Source organism: Arthrobacter sp. AL05 (genome assembly GCF_029960715.1).
GTDB lineage: Bacteria > Actinomycetota > Actinomycetes > Actinomycetales > Micrococcaceae > Arthrobacter.
Genome location: NZ_JASBRC010000004.1, coordinates 208,756 through 232,017, shown reverse-complemented (window position 1 = coordinate 232,017; position 23,262 = coordinate 208,756). Strand labels below are relative to the sequence as shown.

Below are 23,262 nucleotides of genomic sequence, written 5' to 3'. Positions count from 1 at the left end.
GGGCGGATGTGCCGGACAGTTGGCGAGGCAACGGTGCCTCAAGTCTAGTGCAGGGGTAACATCGGACCGGTGGCAAGACTGCAGCGAAAACGTGAAAGTGTTCACAGAAGTACGCGGAAGACCGCCTTGGTCCCGGCCGTCGTCCTGCTTGTGTTCGGAACCTCCTCTTGCTCCGGGCCGCCGGCGCCGCCGCCCTCCGGAGCGGCGCAAACCGCCGCACCATCCGGACCGGCACAGCCGAGCGGCGGCACTGCCGCGCCGCTGCCCGATAGTAAGGATGCCTCCGCCCTGGCCGGGACACGCCCGCTCGGATGGGGACCGCAGGAACGGGACGCGGCCGATGCGGCGCGGGCTGTTGCCGCCATGAGCACCGAAGAGCTGGCGGGCCAGGTTCTGCTGCCGTTTTTTCCCGGACTCGACCATACCGCCCATGCCGCGGTCATCGAGCGCCTGCACCTGGCCGGTTCCATCATCATGGGGGACAACGTTCCGGGGACCGCAGACGGAAGCGTTGACACCACAGCCATGCAGGCCGCCGCCGGCCAGCTCCAGGCCGCGGCCCGCGCCGGCGGCCGCAGCTGGCCCGGCCTGATCGGCGTCGACCAGGAGGGCGGAAAGGTGGCACGGCTCAGGGCGCCGCTGACCGAATGGCCCGCCCCGATGAGCTACGGCGCGGCGGGAAGTGCGCCCCTCGCCGGAGAGGCCGGCGCAGCCATGGCAGCTGAACTGGCGGCACTGGGCTTCAACACCGACTTTGCCCCGTCGGCCGACGTCACCATGGGCCCGGCCGATCCTGCCATCGGCGCGCGCTCCATGTCCGGCAACGCCGACGCCGCAGCCGCCTACAGTGTCGCCTTTTCCCAAGGAATGCTGGCCGGGGGGCTGCTGCCGGCCGCCAAGCATTTTCCCGGCCACGGCTCCGTCACCGTGGATTCCCACGCCGGGCTGCCCGTCCAGGATGCCAGCCTGGATGCACTCCGCGCCAAGGACCTGCGGCCCTTCCAATCTGTCGTTGACGCCGGGCTGCCGATGGTCATGACCGGCCACATTGCCGTGACGGCGCTTGATCCCGGGGTCCCGGCCTCCGTCTCCAAGGCGGCCTACGCGGAACTTCGCCGGATGGGATTCAAAGGTGTTGCCATCACCGACGCGCTAAACATGGCGGCGATCCAGGACCGGTACCCCAACGACTCCGCCGCTCCGCTGGCCCTCGCCGCTGGCGCTGACCTGCTGCTGATGCCCGCCGACGTCGAGGCGGCCCACGCCGCGATCGTCGGCGCCGTGCGCAGCGGTGCGCTGCCGCCGGCACGGCTCGCGGAGGCCGCGCAGCGTGTAGTTACCATGATGATCTGGCGCGGCCGCACCGGACAGGGCCCCGGCACGGCGCCCGGGAGCGGCAGCGAACTCTCGCAAAAGGTCTCCCGGGCCGCCATCACCGTGCTCGCCGGGCCCTGCCGCGGTCCGATCGTGCCGGCCAGCGTCCGTGTGGCCGGCGGTTCGGCGCAGGACCGCTCGCGCTTCGCCGCATCCGCGAGCAAGGCCGGCATCAGCATCGGCGAGGGCCCGCTCGTCCGGCTGATCGGTGCCGGACCACAGCCGCCTGCACCGGAGGCGGCAGCCGAGGTGGCGGTGGCCCTCGATGCGCCCTGGCCGCTGGCCGACGTCACGGCCCGCAGCAGAATCGCGGTCTACGGACGCAGCCAGGGCGCGTTCGACGCGCTGGCCTCGGTTCTTGCCGGGACTGCCACGGCCCCCGGCAAACTTCCGGTCGACGTTGGGTCCCAGCCCGCGGGCACCGGCTGTGACTGATGCCGGCCCCGGCCGGGACCGGCCTGTCGTTTAATGGAAGGGTGCCCATCCTGAATAAAGACATGACCTTGTGCATCTCCCTCTCGGCCCGGCCGAGCAACAACGGGACGCGCTTCCACAACCACCTGTATGACCAGCTTGGCCTGAACTGGATCTACAAGGCCTTCGCCCCCACCGACCTCGCCCAGGCCATCGCCGGCGTGCGTGGCCTGGGAATCCGCGGCTGTGCCGTGTCCATGCCGTACAAGGAAGACGTGACGGCGCTCGTGGATGTGATGGACCCGTCGGCGAAAGCCATCGATTCGGTCAATACCATCGTCAACGACGGCGGCACCCTGACCGCCTACAACACCGACTACACGGCGATCGAGCAGTTGCTGCAGCGCAACGCAGTACCCGCCTCCTACGCGGTGTGGTTGTTGGGTGCCGGCGGCATGGCGAAGGCCACCGCCGCCGCCCTGCGTGATGCCGGGTTCCGCGACGTCACAGTGATCGCGCGCAGTGAGGAGGCGGGGCGGGCGCTCGCAGGGCTTTATGGCTTCGCCTGGCGCGCCGACGTCGATCCCGCCGGCGCGGGGGCGGCGGACATGATCATCAACGTCACCCCGATTGGTATGGCCGGAGGGCCGGACGCCGGGGCGCTATCCTTCCCGCAGGAGGTTTTGGACGCCGCGACGGTGGTCTTCGACGTCGTCGCGCTGCCCGCCGAGACCCCGCTGATCAAGGCCGGCCGTGCAGCCTGTAAGACGGTCATCACCGGTGCGCAGGTGGCGACAATCCAGGCGCTGGAGCAGTTTGTGCTCTACACCGGGATCCGGCCCACTGACGAGCAGGTCCACGCAGCCGAGGCTTTTATGCGGGATCAGTAGGCGCTCGGAATCCGGCGGTGAGTCACTGGACCGGCTCGACCGAAATGGCCACCCGCTCCTCGCCGATCCTGGTGAGGACCAGGGTGGCCGCCTTCTTTCCCTTGTTCTTGGCACTGCCTGATTTACCCCCGGGGAGCAGTTGTTTGCGCAGCTCCTCCGGAGTGACAGCGGTGCCGCGCTTTTTGATGTCCAGCACTCCGATGCCCTGGTCCCTGACCCAGGCCTTGAGCGCCTTGACGTTGTAGGGCATCACGTCCAGGACTTTGAACGCCCGGGCAAAAGGGGTGTCCAGAAGTTCGGGCGCGCAGATGTAAGCGATGTGCTCGTCCACGAGGTGGCCGCCCAGCTGGAGTGCGACGTCGGCCACCAGACCGGCTCGGATGACGGCGCCGTCGGGTTCGTAAAGGTAGCCCTCAACCGGGCCGATCGGGGCGACCGGTCCGCCGTTGAAATCCTCGGCGCTGCTGAGCTCCGCGGCCCCAGCAGGCCCGAGCAGGAGGGCTGCCCGCCGGATCCCCGGGCGCCGGAGCGCATTGAACCACAGTGCGACTTCGGTGACGTCCCCGCCGACCGAGACCCACTGGGCCTCGCAATTGCCGGGTACCGAGTCGTGCGGCATGCCCGGGCCCATCTTCACACCCACCGCCATGCCGGCGCCGGCCAGGGACTCAACAAAGAACAGCGGCGGGGAGAAGTCCTCCGGGTCCCAGAGGCGCTTTGTGCCCGAGGTGGAGGTGGTCCGGCGTGCTGGGTCCAGCCAGACGCCGTCTATTCCCTCGAGGGAAACCGACGTCGCGTCGGAGTGCAGCACTGTGGCGTTCCGGAACGGGATCAGGTTCATCGTGGCGCAGGCCGCCGTCGTCTCGTCCCGCTCCACTGCCGTGACCGTGATGTCCAGCGATGCAAGCGCCATGGAATCGGCGCCGAGGCCGCAGCCGAGATCTGCTGCATGCCGAACGCCTGCCGCCGCGAAGCGCTGCGCGTGCCGCGCCGCCACGGTCAGCCGGGTGGCCTGTTCCAAACCGGCTTGGGTGAAAATCATCTGCCGGGCGAACTCGCCGAACTTGGCTTCGGCCTTGGTCCGCAGCCGGGACTGGGTGAGCACGGCAGAGACGAGTTCGGGGGAGTGGCCGGCCTTCCGCAGGGTTGCGTTGAGGCGGAACGCCTCGTCCTCGCGGTACGCGCCCAGTGACGCCAGCAGCTCCCAGCCTGCGGGGTTGAGGAGCGGGGCGATCTGGTCCTGCGGTGCGTCAGCCATGGGATCAAGCCTAGTTCAGGCAGTCGAGGCGCCGTGCGCCCGATAGGCTAGACGGCATGGAAGACAGCGGCACGGCAAACACCGGCTCGGACGCAGATGACCCCAATGACCGGACCGCCGGCCGGGATGCCGACGGCGGCCGGGCCACCCGCCGGGGATTGGCCCGTTACGCCCGGCCGGCGCTGATCGCCGGCATTGTGCTCGCGGTGGTTTGCGCGGCGCTGCTGGTGATTATCTTTTTCCTTGATTCCTTCAACGCCACGGTTTATTCCGTCGGCGGCAAAGACGTTGCGGACGCCACCGACGAGGCGAGGGACATCCGGGACACTTATGCCGCGGCCCGAACCGGCGGCATCGTCGTCCTGGCCGCCGGCGTCGTCCTTGCCGCCGCCGGCGCCCTGGTGCTGTACCGGCACCGGGGGGAGGCCGGTGCCAGCGACGCGGACAACGGCGAAGACGTGAACTTCGAGGACCTCGGCTGAGGGCAGCCGGCAGTCGTGCGGCGTTAACGGGTGACGAAATTCTGGCACTCACCTTGACCGAGTGCTAACTACTTACATAGAGTCGTCATTAGCACTCTCCCTAGGAGGGTGCTAATACTCAAGCTGGACCTGCCAGGTACGCTGCCGGCACCGCGACGACGGTTTGTGCGCCTTGGCACCACAGCTTTAAAGTCCACGAATTTGCTGACGAAAAGGAGAGGTCCTTGTCGGTCTCTATTAAGCCTCTTGAGGATCGTATTGTTGTCCGCCCGCTCGAAGCCGAGCAGACCACGGCCTCCGGCCTGGTTATCCCGGACTCCGCGCAGGAAAAGCCGCAGGAAGGCGAAGTTGTTGCAGTTGGCCCCGGCCGCTTTGACGACAACGGCAACCGCGTTCCGATCGACGTCACCGTCGGCGACGTTGTTATCTACTCCAAGTACGGCGGAACCGAAGTCAAGACCGGCGGTACCGAGTACCTCGTACTGTCCGCCCGCGACGTCCTGGCGATCGTCGTAAAGTAACTCTTATGGACCCCGCGCCGCCGATCCGTCTGATTCATCTCTGACAGGTCAGTTGCGCGGGGTTCTGTCTTGAAAGGACAAAAACCATGGCAAAGCAGCTTGCGTTTAACGACGCTGCCCGCCGGTCGCTTGAAGCCGGCATCGATAAGCTCGCCAACACGGTCAAGGTGACGCTTGGCCCGCGTGGCCGCAACGTTGTGCTGGACAAGAAGTGGGGCGCCCCCACGATCACCAACGATGGTGTCACCATCGCCCGTGAAGTCGAACTGGACGACCCCTACGAGAACCTTGGCGCGCAGCTTGCCAAGGAGGTCGCCACCAAGACCAACGACGTGGCCGGCGACGGCACCACCACCGCCACTGTGTTGGCACAGGCGCTTGTTAAGGAAGGCCTCCGCAACGTTGCGGCAGGCGCCGCACCGGGCGAGATCAAGCGCGGCATCGAGGTTTCCGTCGAAGCCGTCGCTGCCCGCCTGCTCGAAAACGCACGTCCGGTCGAAGGCACCCAGGTCGCCAACGTCGCCTCCATCTCCGCACAGAGCGACGAGGTCGGCGAGCTCCTGGCCGAGGCATTCGGTAAGGTCGGCAAGGATGGTGTGATCACCATTGAGGAATCCTCCACCACGCAGACCGAACTGGTCCTCACCGAGGGCATGCAGTTCGACAAGGGCTACCTGTCCCCGTACTTCGTCACCGACGCAGAACGCCAGGAAGCAGTCCTCGAAGATGCGCTGATCCTCATCAACCAGGGCAAGATTTCATCCGTCCAGGACTTCCTGCCGCTGCTGGAAAAGGCGCTGCAGAGCTCCAAGCCGCTCTTTATCATCGCCGAGGACGTCGACGGCGAGGCTCTCTCCACGCTGATCGTCAACCGCATCCGCGGCACCCTGAACGTCGTTGCCGTCAAGGCTCCGGGCTTCGGTGACCGCCGCAAGGCCATGCTGCAGGACATCGCCACCCTTACGGGTGCGCAGGTTGTTTCGCCGGAACTGGGCCTCAGCCTGGATACGGTCGGCCTGGAGGTGCTCGGTACTGCCCGGCGTATCACCGTCACCAAGGACAACACCACCATCGTTGACGGCGCCGGTTCGGCCGAGGACGTCGCAGCCCGGGTTTCCCAGCTGCGCGCCGAGCTGACCCGCACCGATTCCGACTGGGACAAGGAAAAGCTCCAGGAGCGCCTGGCTAAGCTGGCCGGCGGCATCGGCGTGATCAAGGTTGGCGCGGCTACCGAAGTCGAGCTGAAGGAAAAGAAGCACCGCATCGAGGACGCCGTGTCCTCGACCCGCGCTGCCCTGGAAGAAGGCATTGTGGCCGGCGGTGGCGCTGCCCTCATCCACGCCCTCAAGGCCCTCGACGAGGACCCTGCCGTCAAGGCCCTCGAAGGTGACGCGGCCGCCGCTGTCGGCATCGTCCGCCGGGCACTGACCCAGCCGCTGCGCTGGATCGCCCAGAACGCCGGCTTCGACGGCTACGTGGTGGTCGCCAAGGTGGCCGAATCAGCCAACAACCAGGGCTTCAACGCCAAGACCGGCGAATATGAAGACCTCATCGCGGCCGGCGTTATCGACCCGGTCAAGGTGACGCGTGCGGCCCTGCGCAACGCGGCTTCCATCGCGGCGCTGGTGCTCACCACGGAAACCCTCGTGGTCGAGAAGCCTGCCGACGAGGACGAGCACGCGGGCCACCAGCACTAAGGTCCGGCGGCGGCGCCCCGGACGGTGCCGCAGTTTCCCTCGGAGCAGCCAGCCAAGGGAGCAGCCAGCCAAAGACCAGTAAACAAAGGACCGGACCAGCACCCGCTGGTCCGGTCTTTTGTGTGTTTTAGGCAGTCATCAGCGTCTGGACCCCGTGGCGGTCCGTCGTGGCCGCAGGCTCGCACCCCGCAGCCGGTGTCTGGTGACGAGCCGGTAAAAGATCAGCACGGCAACCGCGGCCGCGACGATGCCCACGAGGTTCAGCCCCAGCTGCACCGCCGAGCCGGCAGCCTTTTGGTATTCGCCCAGGACCAGGGCCACCGCCACGAAGCCCGCGGCCGGGACCGTTGTGACCGAGATGAACACCCCGACCAGCGCTGCGGACCGCCGGCTGATCACGGAGAGCATCCCAGCGGTCCCGGCCAGGACGGCAACGATGAGCGAATAGGGGCCCGGGTGGTAAATGAAGTCGACGGCAGAACCGCGGTCCAGCACGTCGGGCGGAAAGAGGCCCAGCGGTACTGACAGCCACGCCGTGAGCGCGGCCGCCAGCATGGCCGCGGGGAACCCGACGCCAAGCGCCAGTGCCGCACTGCGGCCCAGCTGCCATTGGCCGCGGACAAGTGCCACGGCCAGGGCCGCCAGGGGGCCGAACTCCGGTCCCACCGCCATGGCCCCGACAATGGCGATAGTGGAATCCGTGACGATCCCGATGGCCGCCAGCTGGGTCGCGAGGATCAGGAACGCCAGGTAGCTCCACGTAAGCCGCGAGTCTTCGCCCGTCTGTCGGGATACCTCGTCCCAGATCACGGTGTCCGCGCCTTCGCCGGGGGCGTCGGCGGTGGCCTTGTCCGCACGGTCGGAGAGCACCAACTCCGGCATGGCCACCGAGATCGAACCTTGCTCCTGGACATTCAGGGCTTGGAGTTTCTCCACGAGCCGCTCCACGGATTCCCTGGCGACCAGGACGTGGATGATGTCCCCGGCGGGAAGGACAGAAGCGCCCGGCTGGCGGGAAACTTCCGCGACGCCTAGCTCTCCGGTGCAGCAGTCCGTCACGGCGGCGGACAACTCGGCCGGAACACAAATACGCAGCTCTGCGATCACGATGGGGCCTCCTCTGGCTCGTTACAGGGTAGCCCCGGGCCGGCAGGGAACCTGCCGCTGGCCCGCCGGTCACCGCGCTGTGATTGGCCAGAAAAATTACGGCTCGGTAACATTGATGTTTTGGAAACCGGCCTGAAGGGCTCCCAGTGTCGATCGAGCGCAGCACAGCCAGCCCGCAGCAGGCGGTCGCGGGTTCTCCGGCGCCCCCACAACCGGGCTACCGGCCCGAAGTCCAGGGCCTGCGCGCCCTTGCGGTCCTGATGGTGGTCACGTACCACGTGTGGCTCGGCAGGGTCTCCGGCGGGGTGGACGTCTTCCTCCTGATTTCCGCCTTCCTGATGACTCTCAGCTTCGCCCGAAAGGTCGAAAGCGGCAGGCCCCTTCGTCTCCTGAGCCACTGGCTGCACCTGCTCAAACGGCTGCTGCCCGCCGTTGTAGTCGTTATTCTGGGTGTACTTGCAGGCACCCGGGCAATCCTGCCCGAGAGCCGCTGGCCGGACATCCTCGACCAGGCCTGGGCCTCCCTTCTCTACCGGCAGAACTGGCTGCTGGCGGACTCCGCCGTCGACTACTACGCGCAGGACCACTCCGGCGCCAGTCCGCTGCAGCACTTCTGGTCGCTGTCCATCCAAGGGCAGGTCTTCCTGCTGTGGCCGCTCGTTTTTGCCGGCGCCGCAGTGCTGCTGCGCCTCCTGCGCCGGCGGACGCCGTGGGCAAACCGGATCAGTTACCCCGGCCTCCTGGCCGCGGCGTTTGGTGCGATTTTCGTTGCCTCACTGATTTACTCCATTGAGCAAACCGCCGCCAACCAGGCCTATGCCTACTTCGACACCCGCACCCGGCTCTGGGAATTCGCGCTCGGATCGCTGCTGGCGCTTGCACTTCCACACCTCAAACCCGGTAAAGCGCTCCGGGTTGTCCTCGGCTGGGCCGGGCTGACCGCGATGCTCTCCTGCGGCTTGCTGCTCACCGTAGACCGCTCCTTCCCGGGCTTCATTGCGCTGTGGCCGACGCTGGCAGCTGCGGCCATCATCGTGGCCGGACAGAGCGGGAGCCGCTTCGGCGTCGACCGGATCCTGAGCTGGAAACCGCTGGTGGCACTCGGGGACAACTCGTACGCCCTGTACCTCTGGCACTGGCCGCTGCTGGTGCTTGCCCTTGCCGGGATGGGCATCGCCGCGCCGAACCTGATCCAGGGCCTGGCCGTGGTGGCCGCCTCGATCGTGCTGGCGGTGCTGACCACCAGGTTCGTGGAGAAGCCCTTACGCGAGTGGCACTGGCCGCAGCGACGGGCCTGGCGCACCGCCGTCGTGATCGCAGCGTGTGGCGCGCTGCTGGCTGGCCCGGTGTCCGTGTGGCAGAGCAAGATCATGGCCGACGAGGCGGCCGCGGCGGCGCAGCCGAAGGAACTGACCCCCGGCGCGGCCGCCCTGGCGCCCGAGAACGCGGGTAAACCTACTCCCGCCGCGAAGATCATTCCGGCTCCGGTCGCCATGAAAAACGAATGGGCTGACATCGACGGGCTCTGCACGGACGGGAACGTGCCCGCCGACCCGCTGCTCGCCGGATGCCTGCAAAACACCCGGCCGGAGACTGTCACCAAACGCATTGTGGTCCTGGGCGACTCCCACGCCCAGCAGTACATGGCAGCACTCGGGCCGGTCGCCCGGACCCGCGGCTGGGAAGTGGTGGCACTGCTGAAAGGCAACTGCCGCTTCGGCGGTGAGTCCCCGGAGCGGGACGCCGAGTGCAACGCTTTCAACGCCGCCAGCGCCCGGTACGTCCTGGACCAGCAGCCCGATGCCGTTTTCACAGTCGCCTCGCTCACCCACACCGAAGCGCCGTTTGAAACCGAGGTGCCGCAGTATCTTGAGGGCATTCAAGCCTTCACCGACGCCGGTATGGACGTGGTCGGCATCCGCGACAATCCGCGCTTTGGCATCAACATGCCCGAATGCGTCCAGAAGAACGGCTCGGACGACCCCAAGTGCCGGGTGCCGCTGCAGGAGTCCTTGGCCCGTTCTTCACCCCTGGACGCCTACCGGGGGAGGGTCCAGGGCCTGTACCTGATGGACCTGAGCGACTTCATCTGCGCCGACGGAATCTGCCCGGCCGTGGTCGGGAATGTGTACGTGTACAAGGACGACAACCATCTGACCAAGACCTACGTCCAAAGTATGCTCCCCATGTTCGAAGAGCGGCTCCTGGCAGCCACCGGCTGGACGTGACGCGGCGGCGTCCGGTGCAGTTGCTCACATTCCTGCCCCGGAATATGGGGATTGGCGGCAAGGTTCTACTATTTATTCAACACTTCTGCACAGGCCATGCCCGTAATGACGGGCTGGTCATCTGTTGCAACCCCTACCCGTGAAACCCGTACCCAAGGTAAGAGGCGCACTCATGACCCAGCCCGAACACAACCCCTTCGGCTTTATCGGCCTGACCTACGACGATGTCCTGCTGCTGCCCGGACACACCAACGTCATCCCGTCCGAGGCGGATACGTCTTCCCGGATCTCCAAGCGCATCACCGTCAACACGCCGTTGCTCTCCGCGGCGATGGACACCGTGACGGAGTCCCGGATGGCGATCGCCATGGCACGCCAGGGCGGCCTCGGCGTGGTGCACCGCAACCTTTCCATCGCCGACCAGGCCGACCAGGTGGACCGCGTCAAGCGCAGCGAATCCGGCATGATCACCAACCCGCTGACCATCGGCCCGGAAGCGACGCTGGCCGAGCTGGATGAAATCTGCTCGCATTACCGCGTTTCCGGCCTGCCCGTCGTCGATGAGGGCATGCGGCTGCTGGGCATTGTCACCAACCGCGACACCCGCTTTGTGCCGGAAGCGGATTTCCCGATCCGCCTGGTCAGCGACGTAATGACCAAAATGCCCCTTGTTACTGGGCACGTCGGCATCAGCCGCGAAGAAGCCTCACACAAGCTCGCGACCAACAAGATCGAAAAGCTCCCCCTGGTCGACGAGCAGGGCCGGCTCAAGGGGCTCATCACCACCAAGGACTTCACCAAGGCCGAGCAGTACCCGCTGGCCACCAAAGACGACGAAGGCCGGCTGCGCGTCGGTGCGGCCATCGGGTTCTTCGGTGACGGCTGGGAACGTGCGATGGCCCTGATCGACGCGGGCGTTGACGCCCTCTTCGTGGACACCGCCAACGGCCACTCCCAGGGTGTCCTGGACATGATTGCCCGGCTGAAGTCTGACCCGGCGGCGGCGCACGTGGACATCATCGGCGGCCAGGCCGCCACACGCGAAGGCGCCCAGGCGCTCATTGACGCCGGTGCTGACGGCATCAAGGTCGGTGTGGGTCCGGGTTCCATCTGCACCACCCGCGTTGTTGCCGGCGTCGGCGTCCCGCAGATCACCGCCATCTATGAGTCGGCAAAGGCAGCCATCCCGGCCGGCGTTCCGCTGATCGCCGACGGCGGGCTGCAGTATTCCGGGGACATCGGCAAGGCGCTGGTCGCCGGCGCGGACACCGTGATGCTCGGTTCCCTGCTGGCCGGCTGTGACGAGTCTCCCGGGGATCTGATTTTCGTCAACGGCAAGCAGTTCAAGCTCTACCGCGGGATGGGATCGCTCGGGGCCATGCAGACCCGCGGCAAGAACACTTCGTACTCCAAGGACCGCTACTTCCAGGCCGACGTCTCCGGTGATGACAAGCTCATTCCGGAAGGCATCGAGGGCCGGGTCGCCTACCGCGGGCCGCTGGCCTCCGTGGCGTACCAGCTGGTCGGCGGACTCCGCCAGACGATGTTCTACACCGGCGCCCCGACGGTGCCCGAGCTCAAGGCCCGCGGAAAATTCGTCCGCATCACGCCGGCCGGGCTCAAGGAATCCCACCCGCACGACATCCAGATGACGGTGGAGGCGCCGAACTACGGTTCGCGCTAAAACACCCAACTGACTCGCAGCAGGGGCCGTTTTGAAGGCTCATAACGGCCCCTGCTGCCAGTCAGTTGGGCAGGGGGATATGTTCTAGGCTGGAGGCATGTCCGCACTCCTGCCCGCGCGCGAGCCGAAACGCAAACTGGCGCTCAGGCCCTACGCCCGGGCTGTAGCGCAGGTGCTGCGCGTGAGTTTCCGGGCCTCGCCCGCCGCCGTCGTGATGAAGATCGTGGGCTCGGTGATTTCGGCGCTCCTGCCGCTTGTAACCACCTACTTCGCTGCCCTGACCACGACGGCGCTGGCGGCGGCCTACGCGGGGAACGCCGCGGCCGGCCAGCAGGCGATTGTCTACGTCATCATCACTGCCGGGCTGGGATTGTTCTGGGGCGCTTTCAGCAGCGTGGACCGGTACATCCAGCAGCTGATGAGCTTCAAGGTCGGCGCGATCGTCGGGGACCTGATGTACGAGCGGTTCCTGGCCCTGGAGTTCTGGCGCTATGACGACAAAGAGACGGTGGACCTCTACGACCGGGCCAAGCGCTTCTCCGATTCCTACGCCCGGGTCCTGGACCGGATCGCAGCCATTTTCACCCAGCTTGTCTCGGTGCTCCTGGCGATCGGCGCGTTGCTGCTGGTCAGCTGGTGGATTGCCGTGATCGTGCTGGTGGCGATTGTGCCCAGCGTGTACCTGCAGTTCAAGCTCTCCCGCGAGCAGATCGCGCACTGGAACACCCAAGTGGATTCGCGACGGCAACGCCGGATGATTGAAACCAATCTCCTGCGTCCCCAGCACATCGCCGAGATGCGGCTCTACGGGATCGTGGGCTACCTGATGGGGCTGCGCTCCCGGCTGCGGGACGCTGATGAAAAGCGCCGGCTCGACTTCCAGAAGCGCTACATCCCCAAACAGCTCGCTGCCGACGCCCTGCAATACGGTGCGGAGGTGGTCTCCCTGGTCTGGGTGGTGGGCCAGATCATCGCCCGGGCCCAGCCGGTGGGGCAGTTCCTCTACGTCCAGCAGATTGTCAGCCGCGCCCTGTCCACCGCCAACAGCCTCGTCTCTTCCCTGAGTTCCATCGACGAGGACCTCGCGAACCTCAAGGACTACGAGCTCTTTATGGCGCTGCCGGTCCCGTCGGAGCAGGCCCCGCCCCTGCTGCAGGCGCCCCGGACCGTGGAACTGCGGGATATCCGGTTCACCTACACCGGCAGCGAGCTGGAAGTCATCAGGGGTATCTCGCTGACTATCCGCGAAGGCCAGCACATCGCGATCGTGGGGGAGAACGGTGCCGGAAAGTCCACCCTCATCCGGATTCTCGCCGGGCTGTACCGCCCGGACTCCGGACAGGTACTGCTCGACGGCGTCGACCTCGCCGCCGTCGACGTAAAGACCTGGCACCGCCACCTTGCGGTGCTCAGCCAGGAGTTCCTGAAGTACGAGTTCGCCACCGCGGCGGAGAACATCTACTTCGGTGACGTGGATACACCGCGCGACGACGAACGGATCCGCCGGGCGGCGACCGATGCCGAAGCCCTCGAATTCATCAACAAGCTGCCCAACGGGCTGGACAACCACGTGAGCAACTGGATGGAGGACCCGCGCGGCCGGAAAGGCAGCGGGCTCTCCGGCGGCCAATGGCAGCGCCTCGCGATGGCCCGGAACTTCTACCGCGGTGCCTCTTTTATGGTGATGGACGAGCCGACGTCGGCGATCGACGCACTCGCCGAGCACCGGATCTTCACCCGGCTCTTCGCAGACCGCAGCAGCACCATCATCGCCATCAGCCACCGGCTCGCCACCATCGAAAAGGCGGACACCGTCTACATGCTTGAGGACGGCCTGATCGTCGAGCAGGGCACACACAAGGAACTGGTGGCCATGCGGGGCCGCTATTTCCGGATGTTCGAATCGCAGCTGGCCGTGGACGAGGCCGAAGGCGCCTGAGCGGACACCCGGGCTAGCGGGAACTGCTGTGGCCCGGCCCTTTTTTGCGCAGGACGACGGTGACGACGATTGCGGCCACCGTACCGCGGAAAAAGGCCGGAACCGCCCGGCTAAACCATTGAACCGGCCGTGGACCCTCTCTGGTGCCGGACGAAAGCGAGCCTCAACCCCGATACGAGTGCCAGCGATCCGGCAATGAGCAGCAGTGTGGCCACGTCGTAGAGAACGAGTTGAACCACCAGGACCACCAAGGCGCCCAGACACGCCAGGAAGCCGATGGCGCTGACCAGCTTGGGCCAGAAGCCCGGGACTGCACTTTCAACGGTGTAACTCTGATCCAGGAGGTACATGATGAGCGTGCAGGTTGAAGCGGCCGCCGAGGTGGTCGCGGTGGAAGGTGGTGAGCGGGTGTCGGTGGCTGAGAAATCGCCGGTCGTGGACAGGGCGTTGATCGCGCGGTTGGTCGGTGACGCGCAGGCGCAGGGATTGTCCATTGACGGCGAGGGCGGGCTGCTGGCGCAGTTGACCAAGCTCGTGGTCGAGTCCGCGCTGGAGGGTGAGATTACCGCTCATCTGGGCTATGAAAAGCACGAACGCGCCGAGGAGCCCGCCGGGAACAGCAGGAATGGGACCCGGTCCAAGACGGTGCTGACGAAGGCCGGCCCGGTATCGATAGAGGTTCCCCGGGACCGTGCGGGGACGTTTGAACCGGCCGTGGTGGCCAAGCGGCAGCGCCGGCTCGGCTCGATCGAGGACGTCGTGCTGTCCCTGTCGGCCCGTGGGATGACGCATGGGGACATTGCTGCGCACCTGGCCGATGTGTATGGCTCGGAGGTATCCAAGACGACGATCTCCACGATCACCGACAAAGTCCTGGAGGGGATGGCTGAGTGGCAGAACCGGCCTTTGGACCCGGTCTCCCCGGTGGTGTTCATCGACTGCATCCACGTGGAAGTCCGGGACGGGCAGGTCGCTAACCGACCGGTCTAGGTGGCGTTGGCCGTCACGACCGAGGGGAACCGGGACATCCTGGGTCGGTGGGTCGGGGACGGCGGTGAGGGTGCGAAGTACTGGCTCCAGGTCCTGACCGAGATCAAGAACCGCGGCGTCGAGGACGTCCTCATGCTCGTCTGTGACGAACTCAAGCACCTGCCGGACTCCGTCGGGGCCGTCTGGCCGGAGACTGTCGTGCAGACCTGCATCGTGCATCTGATGCGCAACAGCTTCCGCTACGCGGCCCGGCAGGACTGGGACAAGATCTCCCGGGCGCTCAAACCGGTCTACCAGGCCGCCACGGTTTCCGAAGCCGAGGAACGGTTCCTGGAGTTCGGCGAGGAATGGGGCAGGAAGTACCCCGCGATAGTGCGGTTGTGGGAGAACGCCTGGGCCGAGTTCGTGCCGTTCCTGCAGTTCGACCGCGAGATCCGCCGAATCGTGTGCACCACGAACGCGATCGAGTCCGTCAATGCCCGGATCCGCAAAGCCGTCAGAGCCCGCAGACACTTCCCCACCGAGCAAGCCGCGCTCAAGTGCGTCTACCTCGCAGTCATGGCCTTGGACCCGAGGGCAAGGGCCGGGCCAGATGGACCCAACGATGGAAAGGCGCCCTCAACGCCTTCGAAATCGCCTTCAACGGCCGGCTCTCCGCAGCCCCCGGTGCTCGCGTGCAACGATGGTGTTCTAGGCCAGACTCAAAGACGAGCCAGACAGGGGGCACATGCGACAGATCGTGTCGACTGTGGTCCTTCCGGTACCGGATTAGCTCTGTAAACCTTGACCTGACGTGGAAGCTGGATGGCATCACAATGGAGGGCTCGATTATGTGTCCCGATGGTAATGGGCCATTCCCTTCAGTAATCTTCATTGCTGGCAGCGGCCCAACAGATCGCGATTGGTGCTCACCGATATTGCCCGCTAGCAATGGCAGCGCTCGGCTGTTGGCAGAGTCCTTCGCTGATGCGGGTATCGCTTCTCTTCGTTACGACAAGCGGGCGTCCGGCCCGCACACGATGGAGAATGCCGGAAAGCTCAGCGAGAAGATGGGCATGAAGTCGCATTTGAACGAGCTGATCGCAGCCGTCACTGAGCTCTCTCGGCAGGACTTCGTGGACTCGGCAAGAATTGTGGGGCTCGGCCACAGTGAGGGAACCCTGCACGTGCTGCACTACGTTACAACGGCCCACGACGTCCCCTTCGCGGGAATCATCCTCGCCGCGCCACCTGGTCGGCCGATACAAACAGTGCTGATATCGCAACTGGCGCTCCAGGCACAGATTATCGATGACACCGAATTCATGTCGGAGGTGCACGACGCCGCTGCGCGTTACTCCTCCGGGCAGCAGATGGATCTTGATCCGAGCCTGCCGGACAACGTGAAGATGGCCCTTGCTGGCTTCGAGGCTCCGGCGAATCTTCCTTTCGCCCGCGAGTTGTGGATCGAATCGGCGAGTGATTCGCTAGCGAAGGTACAGATCCCCACGTTGGTCCTCATTGGCACGAAAGACCTCCAGGTAGACGTTCACGCCAATGGCACCCCACTTCAAGAGGCCGCTGCGGGGATGGCCAATGTAACGTTCTGCTTCCCGGCCGACGCCAATCACGTATTCAAAGAGGATCGACGCTCTCAGACTGATACCGCCGCGTCGCCAGGCAGTGGATACAACGAGCCGGACACGCATCTTGACCCCGAGAGTTTGGAAACGATCCCCAACTGGCTCGCTGTCAATGGCATGTCAGCTTGACGTATCGTAGCTCAGCCTGAAGGGAATGTGCATCACGAAAGCGCGCTTCACGCTGCTGACGAGACACAAATTCCTAGCTCAGGCGCCACGTGCGCTGTTTTGGTCAGCGATTGCAGCGCAATCGTCCATAGCTTCGAAATACGTTACGAATGCAGCGTTAGTGAGCGTCGCCGAGGTGATCTCTAACGCGGCCTCCGTCGAAGGCGCGGGGTCCGTGTTGTTTCAGTTCAGAACGACAAGTCACAGCCAACCGCGGTCCCGGGCTACCCTCGCTGCGTCGTGCCGGGTCGTTGTCGCGGTTTTCTGAGTGGCGTCCGAGAGGTAATTTCGAACAGTGCCAGATGCAAGGTGCAGTCGCCGAGCGATGTCCTTGACCGAGTACCCCTCGCGTGTCTCCCGTAAAACATCAGCTTCGCGCGCTGTCAGGGGTGAGTCATCGACAACCGAGGCCTCAAAAACATCGTGTGCTATCCAGCGATCGCCGTTATTGACTTTGCGGATCACTTCGGCGATCTCTTCCGGGTCAGAACTCTTACTCATAAAACCCAGCACCCCGAGCTTGAGTGCTCGCCGGAGGACGCCCTGCCGAGCATGCCGGGTGAGCATCAGTACGCGCTGTCCGGCATTCTTGGACATAATCGATTCGACTGCATCCAAGCCGTCCATCTCAGGCATCTCCAGGTCGATGACGAGTACATCTGGAAGGTGCTCAAGCGTCGCCGTCACGGCCTCGCGACCGTTCTCCGCCTGCGCCACGACACTGATCGTCCCGTCAAGAGTAAGGACCGCCGAAAGTGCCGTCCGCAACAAATGCTCGTCATCGGCCAGAATGATCCTAATCGGACCCGCCTTTTTCATCGTATGTCCTCGATCCCCGTAGTTTTGCGTTCGGGATCAATCCGAGCGGAAACGATAAACTTATCTGCCGATTGTTCGATCCACAGCGCGCCACCCGCGCCCTCCACTCGATCCCGTAGCCGAGCAAGACCCCTCAGGGTAGAGCCACCCGCATCGGCTGCGCCGTCGTTGATGACTTCGACAGATTTCGGCGAGGCACTGATCGTGACGAGGGTTGGACGCGCATGGCGGAGCAGGTTAGTAGTAGCTTCCCGCAGAACCTGTGCTAAGAGAGGATCCGCGGCATCCCCGCCCGCGTTGTCGAATCTCACCTCGACCACCACGCCAGCTGCCTCGACGAGACTCTTCGTGTTCTCGAGCTCAGCCAACAAATTTAGCTTGTAGCGCGCATATGTCAGCGCTCTCGTCTCCGCAATGGTCTCGTCGACGAGGCGACGGATCTCGCTGAATTCCACATCGGCTCGGTCGGGATCTGTGTGCACCACGCGTCGGCCCAAGGCGGCTTTCAACTTGATGACATGAAGCGAATGGCCCTGAATGTCGTGAAGGTCCCCGGCGAAGCGCATTCGCTCGCGGGCGGCCGCAAGCTCAGCCTCGGTCTCCTGAGCGCGTTCGAGTCGCCGCACCACCTTCCAGGCCTGTTCACTGAGCAAAATCACCGCGACGATAAAGAGCGTGCCGACAGCTGGAAGCACAAGATACTGGGCCGCGAGCACCCAACTGGCTGGGTGGAAAACAAATGAGCTCGCCCCCACCGCGGTGACCGACAACGCGAACGCGAAGATCCACAACCGCCATCTTCGTGTCCGCGCAAGCAGGAGCGCACCGATAAGCGCCACTGGTACAAAACCGATCGGGCTCGATGCGGTCAGTGAACCAATAATCCACGACGCTGTGGTGAACATGAGCGCAAGGATTGCCTGGCGCGGGTACCCATCCAAACTCCACTTGCGCAGCAGAGCAAGAGTGACGAGGAATCCTACGGCGACGAGCAGAGCTTCCGACCAAGATGTTGCAGTGAACACGATCCCGACAATGCTAAGAGGCGCAATCGCCACTACAGCGCTAACCATCGCCACCCTGCGCATCCGTGTGATGCTTGGAGCCTCATCCTTCGCGTGATCGTCGATGGTTAGCTCCGATTCTCGGCTTCCTGCTGCTTGATCGCACGACCGACCGGGCGTTTTGCGATCATCGCCACGATGCCGAGCCCAAGAGCGACATACTGCAACGCAGAGTTCTGAATGAATCCTTCCACGATATTCGCTGGAAGTGTCATGAAGAGGCCAAAATCAAAATAGAAGTAGCCAATGTAAGCAAGGAAGACGGTCGCGCCGAAGACAATGACCGCACTCAGCGCAAGATCGAAGATTTTCATGGACTCCACGATCCCGTGCACGCGGCGTCGACGGTAGTGACGCCGCGTCACATCAATGTGATGACGCCTCGCCACTGCAAGCGCATCGAAACCTAAGATGTGATGGGTTACATGACACCTATAGCCACCATCCAGGTCCATGCACCGTCACCGCTCTGGCGGCGCCCCTTTACAATCATCCGCGAAAACAAGCGCGCCTACCTCGTACTCAACCTTGCCAGTTACGGACTGGCAATCATCGGTTTCTTGATCGGACTAGCCTTTCCTGCACTCAGTGCGGTGCAGGTGACGTCGTTGGAACAAGACGGCACTGCCGAAATCGTGCGTGGGCTACTCAACACCCCGCCGCTTTTTGCACTGATAATTCTTGGCGTAAACGTCTTCCGGCTCAGCCTGCTGACCATCGTGCTTCCGTCGCTCATCGTGCCGTTTGCTGGACTCGCACTCTTCGCGTACTGGGCAGTCCAGGTAGGTATCACACTCGCGCCGTCGACCCCGGAGGGATGGGTCTCGCTCATTCCTCATTCTCTGACCTTCGTCATCGAACTCCAGGCCTATGTGCTCTTTGCCCTCGGCGCTTACCTCATCGGAAGAAGCTGGATGTTTCCGCGCAGAAACGCGGCGCAGAGCCGTCGCAAGGGCTATCTACAGGGCTTGAAGCAGATCGGTCTTCTGGCGCTCCCCGCACTAGTGCTGCTCATCATCGGTGCCGTGTGGGAGGCGTACTCGATCCGGTACTTCGTCTACCCGCTCCAACAACTACTGCTGTAGCTCCCCTTGATGCCCCGCCGGAGCGTGCCTTCTGGCCGACAGACGTTGAGATGCCCGAAGCTATCGGAGCCTTTCCTGAGACGATCGTCCTGCAAAGTGAGCTAGACCCGCTCGCACCGTGGATCGCCCCGTTCTGGACTTCCTTCTGGGAGATGCTGACCGGCCCGGTTCCCTGGTCGTCCCTGCGAAGTCTTTGCCGCTGGAAGAGCAAACGTTCGAGCAGTGGGCTCCGCTCGGACTTAGGGGGGCCGGCACGACCCTAACTTCACCGATCCGCTGTCTATTGCTCCTACCGGCATGCGTTCGATCAATGGCGATTGACACCGCGATGCTCCACGCGTGCGACTGGCAACGAAATCAACCCACTGAAAGATGGCGAAAATGACGGACCTAGAAGCGTTGACCAGGCTCGAGAATGCGATCAACTCCCATGACGCCGAGAGCATCGCCGCATGTTTCTCCGCCGGCTATGTTTCAGAGACCCCTCATCATCCATCGACGAATTTTGAGGGGCGCGTGATTGTGCTGAGCAACTGGACGGCGATGCTCACCCGATTCCCGGACCTTAAGGCACGAGTTCTGCGTCATGCGGTGAACGGCGACGAAGTGTGGTCGGAATGGGAAATGACAGGCACTGCGGCCGATGGTATTTCCGCGGGGATCGTCGGCCCCGTCATCTGGCGAACCGATGCTTCTGGCCTTGTGTACTGGGCGCGTTTCTATCTCGACCCTGTAACCGAAGATCCAATCAGGCCTTCTGACAACGATTCCGAGCTCCTCACTTGATCGAACCACACTCTCTCACCAAACGTTTTGGCGATAAGACTGCCGTAGACGGTATGAACTTCACTACGCGTCCGGGCCTGGTGACCGGCTTCCTTGGGCCCAACGGCGCTACGAATCGGACAGATATCCTTCCAGAACGTTGGCTCGCAGTCTGAGTTCGAACGCCCCCATGTCTCAACGGATTCGGGGCGCTCGAACTCCAACGAGAGCGTCAGCGCGGATACAGTGCAAATGGGGTTACTGTTGTCGGGTAACCTACGATGTGTAGGTTTTTTCCTAGTATGCATAGATTCCGTGTTGTCGGGTCACTGATGGAAGGTTGTTGCCGTGCGCAGGGGGGTAACCAAAGCGGGTTTAGCTTTAGCTGGTGCCGAGCTCGCTGATCAGATTGGTCTTCAGGGCGTGACTGTTGCTGCACTTGCTCGTCACTTTGACGTGAAGCCAGCAAGTTTGTATTCTCACGTCCTGAGTACCGCGGACCTAAAGACCGGTGTCGCACTTCTGGCTTTGGAAGAACTCGCAGATCGCGCGTCTGATGCCATTGCTGGTCGCGCTGGCAAGGACGCTCTCATGGCCCTTGCCGATTCCTTCCGCGATTACGCCCGGGACCATCCCGGGCGTTTCGCTGCCACTGAGTTGAGACTCGACCAAGAGAGCGCAAAGAAAAGCGCTGGATGGCGTCATGCCCGGTTCCTGGGGGCAATTATGCGCGAATATCGGCTCACCGAAATCAACCAGGTCCACGCCGTGCGATTGTTCGGGAGCACGATCCGAGGCTTTATCGCTTTGGAAATGTCGGGGAGTTTCGATCACAGCGCTCCAGACGCTGAGGAGAGCTGGTACCGCATCCTCGAAACTCTCGACGCCACTTTTAGTCATTGGCCTGGCCAATGAATTCCACTCCACTGCCCACGGAAGGACACCGGTTGTCGTCTCAATCCTGGATCATCACCCCTATCACTGCGGATATTGTCCGCGGCGCGCTAGAACTTGAGCACACCGAACGGGGCACCTTGTTCCACCGGCTGCCCTCATGGGCGCGTGCACAAAGTACTGATCCTCAGCTAAGAATGGTCGAATCCCAGCCCTCTGGAGTACGCCTGGTCTTTCGATCCTGTGCCACAGCAATCGAACTCGATGTCCACCGGACACGGACGACCTATGCCGGCTTCCCGCAGCGTCCAGACGGGATCATCGAGCTCATGATTGATGGCAACCTCACCGCGCATATCACCACATCGGGGGGCACTACTTCCACCATCGACATGGCCACTGGGGCAACTGCGCAGATAACGGATCCGATGCTCACCGTCCGGTTCGCCGAGCTCCCCGGGCACGCGAAAGTTATAGAAATTTGGCTTCCCCACAACGAGAATCTTGAGATCCTTCAGTTACGCACTGATGCCCCTCTCGAACCAGGGAGCGTACGGCATCGGCCGGTATGGCTTCATCACGGTAGTTCCATAAGCCAAGGCTCGAACGCCACGCGCCCGAGTGAAATTTGGCCAGTAAGAGCGGCACGCCTCAGTGATGTCGAGCTGATCAACCTCGGTTTTGGCGGTAGCGCCCTTCTGGACCCCTTCATGGCCAGAACGATGCGTGAGACAGACGCAGACCTCATCAGCGTCAAGATAGGGATCAACCTTGTCAATAACGACCTGATGCGGCTGCGAGCATTCGGGCCCGCAGTTCACGGTTTCCTCGACACCATTCGCGAGGGTCACCCCGACACTCCCCTTCTGGTCATTTCACCGATCTATTGCGCCATCCATGAAGACACCCCAGGCCCGGGAGCCTTCGACATGGATGCTCTGGCAGAGGGAACCATCACATTTCGGGCCGCCGGCGCCCCAGCAGAACGAGCCGCAGGCAAGCTAACCCTCACCACCATCCGCGAGTCACTAAGTACTATCGTCGAGCAACGACAAAAACAGGACCCCCACCTTTTTTACCTCGACGGACTCGAACTCTTCGGGAGCACTGACGCCCAGGAATTCCCCCTACCCGATGCCCTGCACCCGAGCCCCGCAGCACATCGATTGATCAGCGAACGCTTCACACAAATGGCGTTTGAGAACAACCAGCCCTTTGGCACCCCGACGCGCCAAAAACCACGACATTAACAACCATCCAACCCCACACCCCCACAGCATTCCATGGCACCAACGACAACTGGTCAAAAGAACCCCAGACACGTGCCGTCACCGGCCACCGACTCGACGATGAAGTCCACTGTCATCCCGTGAAACGGGCTTACTTGGGGGCGGATGGTTGATGGACTCTCGAATCTGCAGGCGGCTGCCACCGATGAGGATCACTTCCTGTTCGCCCCCGTCTGTCGAGAGTCCACACAACGCTAGTGCTGCTGACAGCGGATCTGAGGCGCGTTTCCGAAGACCCGAGGTACAGTGACGCACCGGTGGATTCTCACCATCCAAGCCCTGCCAGGACGCTGGTTGCCGCTATTGCCACAGCGCTCGTCCAGAGGAAAATTGCGATGACCTGCCAGAAAATAACGCGCTTCTTTGGGATGCCCATACCGACGAAAAATGCTGCGGTAAGCATCGTTGGCAGTGCCAACGGGGCAAGTAGGCTTGCGCCGGGGACCCCGAACTTCACCAGCCAGCGACGTAGCTTCACCTGGCCCTTCGCTCCCCGAGCTGGCTTACTATCGCCATCACCGGCGGGATAGTCGATCACGTCAACGGAAGAGGTGTTGGGCGCCGTGGACGATGATTTGTTTTCATCGGGGGCTCCATGGGGAGTCGGAGTAAAAGTCCCCGTTTCTTGGGCTGATACCGTGCGCGATGCACGATGCACAACAACGCGTTCGCGGACATTAGAACCCAATAGAACGATAGCGATGACGCACAAAATGTTGCCTGTTGCACCAGCTATAGCGGCAATGATCGGGTTAATACCCGCAATGATGCCGAAAGCTGCTGCTCCTTCTCCCTCAATATAAGGGACCGCGCCAGCCAGGGCCACGATTAACGGTTGAAGGATACTCGGTACTTGATCGATGAAGATTTGCAGCCACTCATATGGATTATTCATGTCTTTTCCCTGTTCGGTCTCGGCGCCCGTAGACGACGCCTTTGCCCAACAGTCAAGACTGTGTTCTTACGACAGAG

The 23,262-nt window shown here is 63.5% G+C and carries 20 protein-coding genes and 2 pseudogenes; 15 read left to right on the top strand and 7 right to left on the bottom strand.

Features of this window, described 5'->3' with window-relative positions; translation table 11 throughout:
* Window positions 1-363: 363 nt before the first annotated feature.
* Window positions 364-1,809, top strand: a complete 1,446-nt coding sequence (locus QK287_RS07410; RefSeq protein WP_282359718.1) for a glycoside hydrolase family 3 N-terminal domain-containing protein — start codon at window positions 364-366, stop codon at window positions 1,807-1,809.
* A gap of 41 nt (window positions 1,810-1,850) precedes the next feature.
* Window positions 1,851-2,678, top strand: coding sequence for a shikimate 5-dehydrogenase (locus QK287_RS07405; protein WP_282359717.1), 828 nt, complete (start codon window positions 1,851-1,853; stop codon window positions 2,676-2,678).
* A 22-nt stretch (window positions 2,679-2,700) separates the two neighbouring features.
* Here the strand turns inward: QK287_RS07405 and QK287_RS07400 are convergent, their stop codons facing one another.
* Window positions 2,701-3,936: a class I SAM-dependent methyltransferase gene (locus QK287_RS07400; RefSeq protein WP_282359716.1), complete on the bottom strand. Its 1,236-nt coding sequence runs from the start codon at window positions 3,934-3,936 to the stop codon at window positions 2,701-2,703.
* 56 nt (window positions 3,937-3,992) lie between these two features.
* Between QK287_RS07400 and QK287_RS07395 the strand changes: the two genes are divergently transcribed.
* The 3 genes from QK287_RS07395 (at window position 3,993) to groL (ending at window position 6,636) form a co-directional block, all read left to right on the top strand.
* Window positions 3,993-4,418: a hypothetical protein gene (locus QK287_RS07395; protein ID WP_226774010.1), complete on the top strand. Its 426-nt coding sequence runs from the start codon at window positions 3,993-3,995 to the stop codon at window positions 4,416-4,418.
* Between the two features lie 224 nt (window positions 4,419-4,642).
* Window positions 4,643-4,939, top strand: a complete 297-nt coding sequence (gene groES / locus QK287_RS07390; RefSeq protein ID WP_024367421.1) for a co-chaperone GroES — start codon at window positions 4,643-4,645, stop codon at window positions 4,937-4,939.
* A gap of 86 nt (window positions 4,940-5,025) precedes the next feature.
* A complete protein-coding gene (groL, locus tag QK287_RS07385) occupies window positions 5,026-6,636 on the top strand; it encodes a chaperonin GroEL (protein ID WP_226774009.1) in 1,611 nt (536 codons plus the stop codon).
* Between the two features lie 138 nt (window positions 6,637-6,774).
* Here groL and QK287_RS07380 read toward each other — a convergent pair whose 3' ends face one another.
* Window positions 6,775-7,743 (bottom strand): DUF389 domain-containing protein, encoded by a 969-nt coding sequence (locus QK287_RS07380; protein WP_282359712.1) that lies wholly within the window; start codon window positions 7,741-7,743, stop codon window positions 6,775-6,777.
* A gap of 152 nt (window positions 7,744-7,895) precedes the next feature.
* Here QK287_RS07380 and QK287_RS07375 point away from each other — a divergent pair, with 152 nt between their 5' ends.
* The 3 genes from QK287_RS07375 (at window position 7,896) to QK287_RS07365 (ending at window position 13,594) form a co-directional block, all read left to right on the top strand.
* Window positions 7,896-9,971 (top strand): acyltransferase family protein, encoded by a 2,076-nt coding sequence (locus QK287_RS07375; protein WP_282359800.1) that lies wholly within the window; start codon window positions 7,896-7,898, stop codon window positions 9,969-9,971.
* A 172-nt stretch (window positions 9,972-10,143) separates the two neighbouring features.
* Window positions 10,144-11,655: an IMP dehydrogenase gene (gene guaB, locus QK287_RS07370; RefSeq protein ID WP_226774007.1), complete on the top strand. Its 1,512-nt coding sequence runs from the start codon at window positions 10,144-10,146 to the stop codon at window positions 11,653-11,655.
* Between the two features lie 97 nt (window positions 11,656-11,752).
* Complete coding sequence (locus QK287_RS07365) at window positions 11,753-13,594, top strand: ABC transporter ATP-binding protein (RefSeq protein ID WP_282359711.1); 1,842 nt, start codon at window positions 11,753-11,755, stop codon at window positions 13,592-13,594.
* A 110-nt stretch (window positions 13,595-13,704) separates the two neighbouring features.
* Here QK287_RS07365 and QK287_RS07360 read toward each other — a convergent pair whose 3' ends face one another.
* Complete coding sequence (locus QK287_RS07360) at window positions 13,705-13,944, bottom strand: hypothetical protein (protein WP_282359710.1); 240 nt, start codon at window positions 13,942-13,944, stop codon at window positions 13,705-13,707.
* Between the two features lie 58 nt (window positions 13,945-14,002).
* Here QK287_RS07360 and QK287_RS07355 point away from each other — a divergent pair.
* Together QK287_RS07355 and QK287_RS07350 are read left to right on the top strand one after the other, a co-directional pair.
* Window positions 14,003-15,246, top strand: a pseudogene (locus QK287_RS07355) (IS256 family transposase); the annotation flags it as partial.
* A gap of 285 nt (window positions 15,247-15,531) precedes the next feature.
* Window positions 15,532-16,335 (top strand): alpha/beta fold hydrolase, encoded by an 804-nt coding sequence (locus QK287_RS07350; RefSeq protein ID WP_348774703.1) that lies wholly within the window; start codon window positions 15,532-15,534, stop codon window positions 16,333-16,335.
* A gap of 240 nt (window positions 16,336-16,575) precedes the next feature.
* On the opposite strand, the gene QK287_RS07345 is transcribed toward QK287_RS07350, so the two are convergent.
* The 3 genes from QK287_RS07345 to QK287_RS07335 form a co-directional block, all read right to left on the bottom strand.
* Window positions 16,576-17,193, bottom strand: a complete 618-nt coding sequence (locus QK287_RS07345; RefSeq protein WP_282359708.1) for a response regulator transcription factor — start codon at window positions 17,191-17,193, stop codon at window positions 16,576-16,578.
* Window positions 17,190-18,218: a histidine kinase gene (locus tag QK287_RS07340; protein WP_282359707.1), complete on the bottom strand. Its 1,029-nt coding sequence runs from the start codon at window positions 18,216-18,218 to the stop codon at window positions 17,190-17,192. The genes QK287_RS07345 and QK287_RS07340 overlap by 4 nt, the downstream gene beginning before the upstream one ends.
* A 107-nt stretch (window positions 18,219-18,325) precedes the next feature.
* Entirely contained in the window at window positions 18,326-18,571 is a 246-nt protein-coding gene (locus tag QK287_RS07335; RefSeq protein ID WP_282359706.1) for a hypothetical protein, read from the bottom strand.
* A gap of 111 nt (window positions 18,572-18,682) precedes the next feature.
* On the opposite strand from QK287_RS07335, the gene QK287_RS07330 reads away from it, so the two are divergent.
* The 5 genes and pseudogenes from QK287_RS07330 to QK287_RS07310 all read left to right on the top strand — a co-directional run bounded on the left by QK287_RS07330 (window position 18,683) and on the right by QK287_RS07310 (window position 22,251).
* A complete protein-coding gene (locus QK287_RS07330; protein WP_282359705.1) occupies window positions 18,683-19,342 on the top strand; it encodes a hypothetical protein in 660 nt (219 codons plus the stop codon).
* 381 nt (window positions 19,343-19,723) lie between these two features.
* Entirely contained in the window at window positions 19,724-20,128 is a 405-nt protein-coding gene (locus tag QK287_RS07325) for a nuclear transport factor 2 family protein (RefSeq protein ID WP_282359704.1), read from the top strand.
* Window positions 20,125-20,238: pseudogene (locus QK287_RS07320) on the top strand (ABC transporter ATP-binding protein); the annotation flags it as partial. The gene QK287_RS07325 and the pseudogene QK287_RS07320, both read left to right, overlap by 4 nt.
* Window positions 20,239-20,455: 217 nt before the next feature.
* Complete coding sequence (locus QK287_RS07315) at window positions 20,456-21,022, top strand: TetR-like C-terminal domain-containing protein (protein ID WP_282359703.1); 567 nt, start codon at window positions 20,456-20,458, stop codon at window positions 21,020-21,022.
* A 32-nt stretch (window positions 21,023-21,054) separates the two neighbouring features.
* On the top strand, window positions 21,055-22,251 hold the full coding sequence (locus QK287_RS07310) for an SGNH/GDSL hydrolase family protein (protein ID WP_282359702.1): 1,197 nt from the start codon (window positions 21,055-21,057) through the stop codon (window positions 22,249-22,251).
* Window positions 22,252-22,555: 304 nt separating this feature from the next.
* Here the strand turns inward: QK287_RS07310 and QK287_RS07305 are convergent, their stop codons facing one another.
* A complete protein-coding gene (locus tag QK287_RS07305; RefSeq protein WP_282359701.1) occupies window positions 22,556-23,185 on the bottom strand; it encodes a small multidrug efflux protein in 630 nt (209 codons plus the stop codon).
* Window positions 23,186-23,262 lie beyond the last annotated feature (77 nt).

Excerpts from the sequence above, each read along its gene's own strand:
- QK287_RS07400 (WP_282359716.1), bottom strand. The coding sequence starts at position 3,936 with ATGGCTGACGCACCGCAGGACCAGATCGCCCCGCTCCTCAACCCCGCA.
- QK287_RS07325 (WP_282359704.1), top strand. The coding sequence starts at position 19,724 with ATGACGGACCTAGAAGCGTTGACCAGGCTCGAGAATGCGATCAACTCC.
- QK287_RS07360 (WP_282359710.1), bottom strand. The coding sequence starts at position 13,944 with ATGTACCTCCTGGATCAGAGTTACACCGTTGAAAGTGCAGTCCCGGGC.
- QK287_RS07305 (WP_282359701.1), bottom strand. The coding sequence starts at position 23,185 with ATGAATAATCCATATGAGTGGCTGCAAATCTTCATCGATCAAGTACCG.
- groL (WP_226774009.1), top strand. The coding sequence starts at position 5,026 with ATGGCAAAGCAGCTTGCGTTTAACGACGCTGCCCGCCGGTCGCTTGAA.
- QK287_RS07395 (WP_226774010.1), top strand. The coding sequence starts at position 3,993 with ATGGAAGACAGCGGCACGGCAAACACCGGCTCGGACGCAGATGACCCC.
- QK287_RS07410 (WP_282359718.1), top strand. The coding sequence starts at position 364 with ATGAGCACCGAAGAGCTGGCGGGCCAGGTTCTGCTGCCGTTTTTTCCC.
- guaB (WP_226774007.1), top strand. The coding sequence starts at position 10,144 with ATGACCCAGCCCGAACACAACCCCTTCGGCTTTATCGGCCTGACCTAC.
- QK287_RS07330 (WP_282359705.1), top strand. The coding sequence starts at position 18,683 with ATGACACCTATAGCCACCATCCAGGTCCATGCACCGTCACCGCTCTGG.
- QK287_RS07345 (WP_282359708.1), bottom strand. The coding sequence starts at position 17,193 with ATGAAAAAGGCGGGTCCGATTAGGATCATTCTGGCCGATGACGAGCAT.
- QK287_RS07365 (WP_282359711.1), top strand. The coding sequence starts at position 11,753 with ATGTCCGCACTCCTGCCCGCGCGCGAGCCGAAACGCAAACTGGCGCTC.
- QK287_RS07335 (WP_282359706.1), bottom strand. The coding sequence starts at position 18,571 with ATGAAAATCTTCGATCTTGCGCTGAGTGCGGTCATTGTCTTCGGCGCG.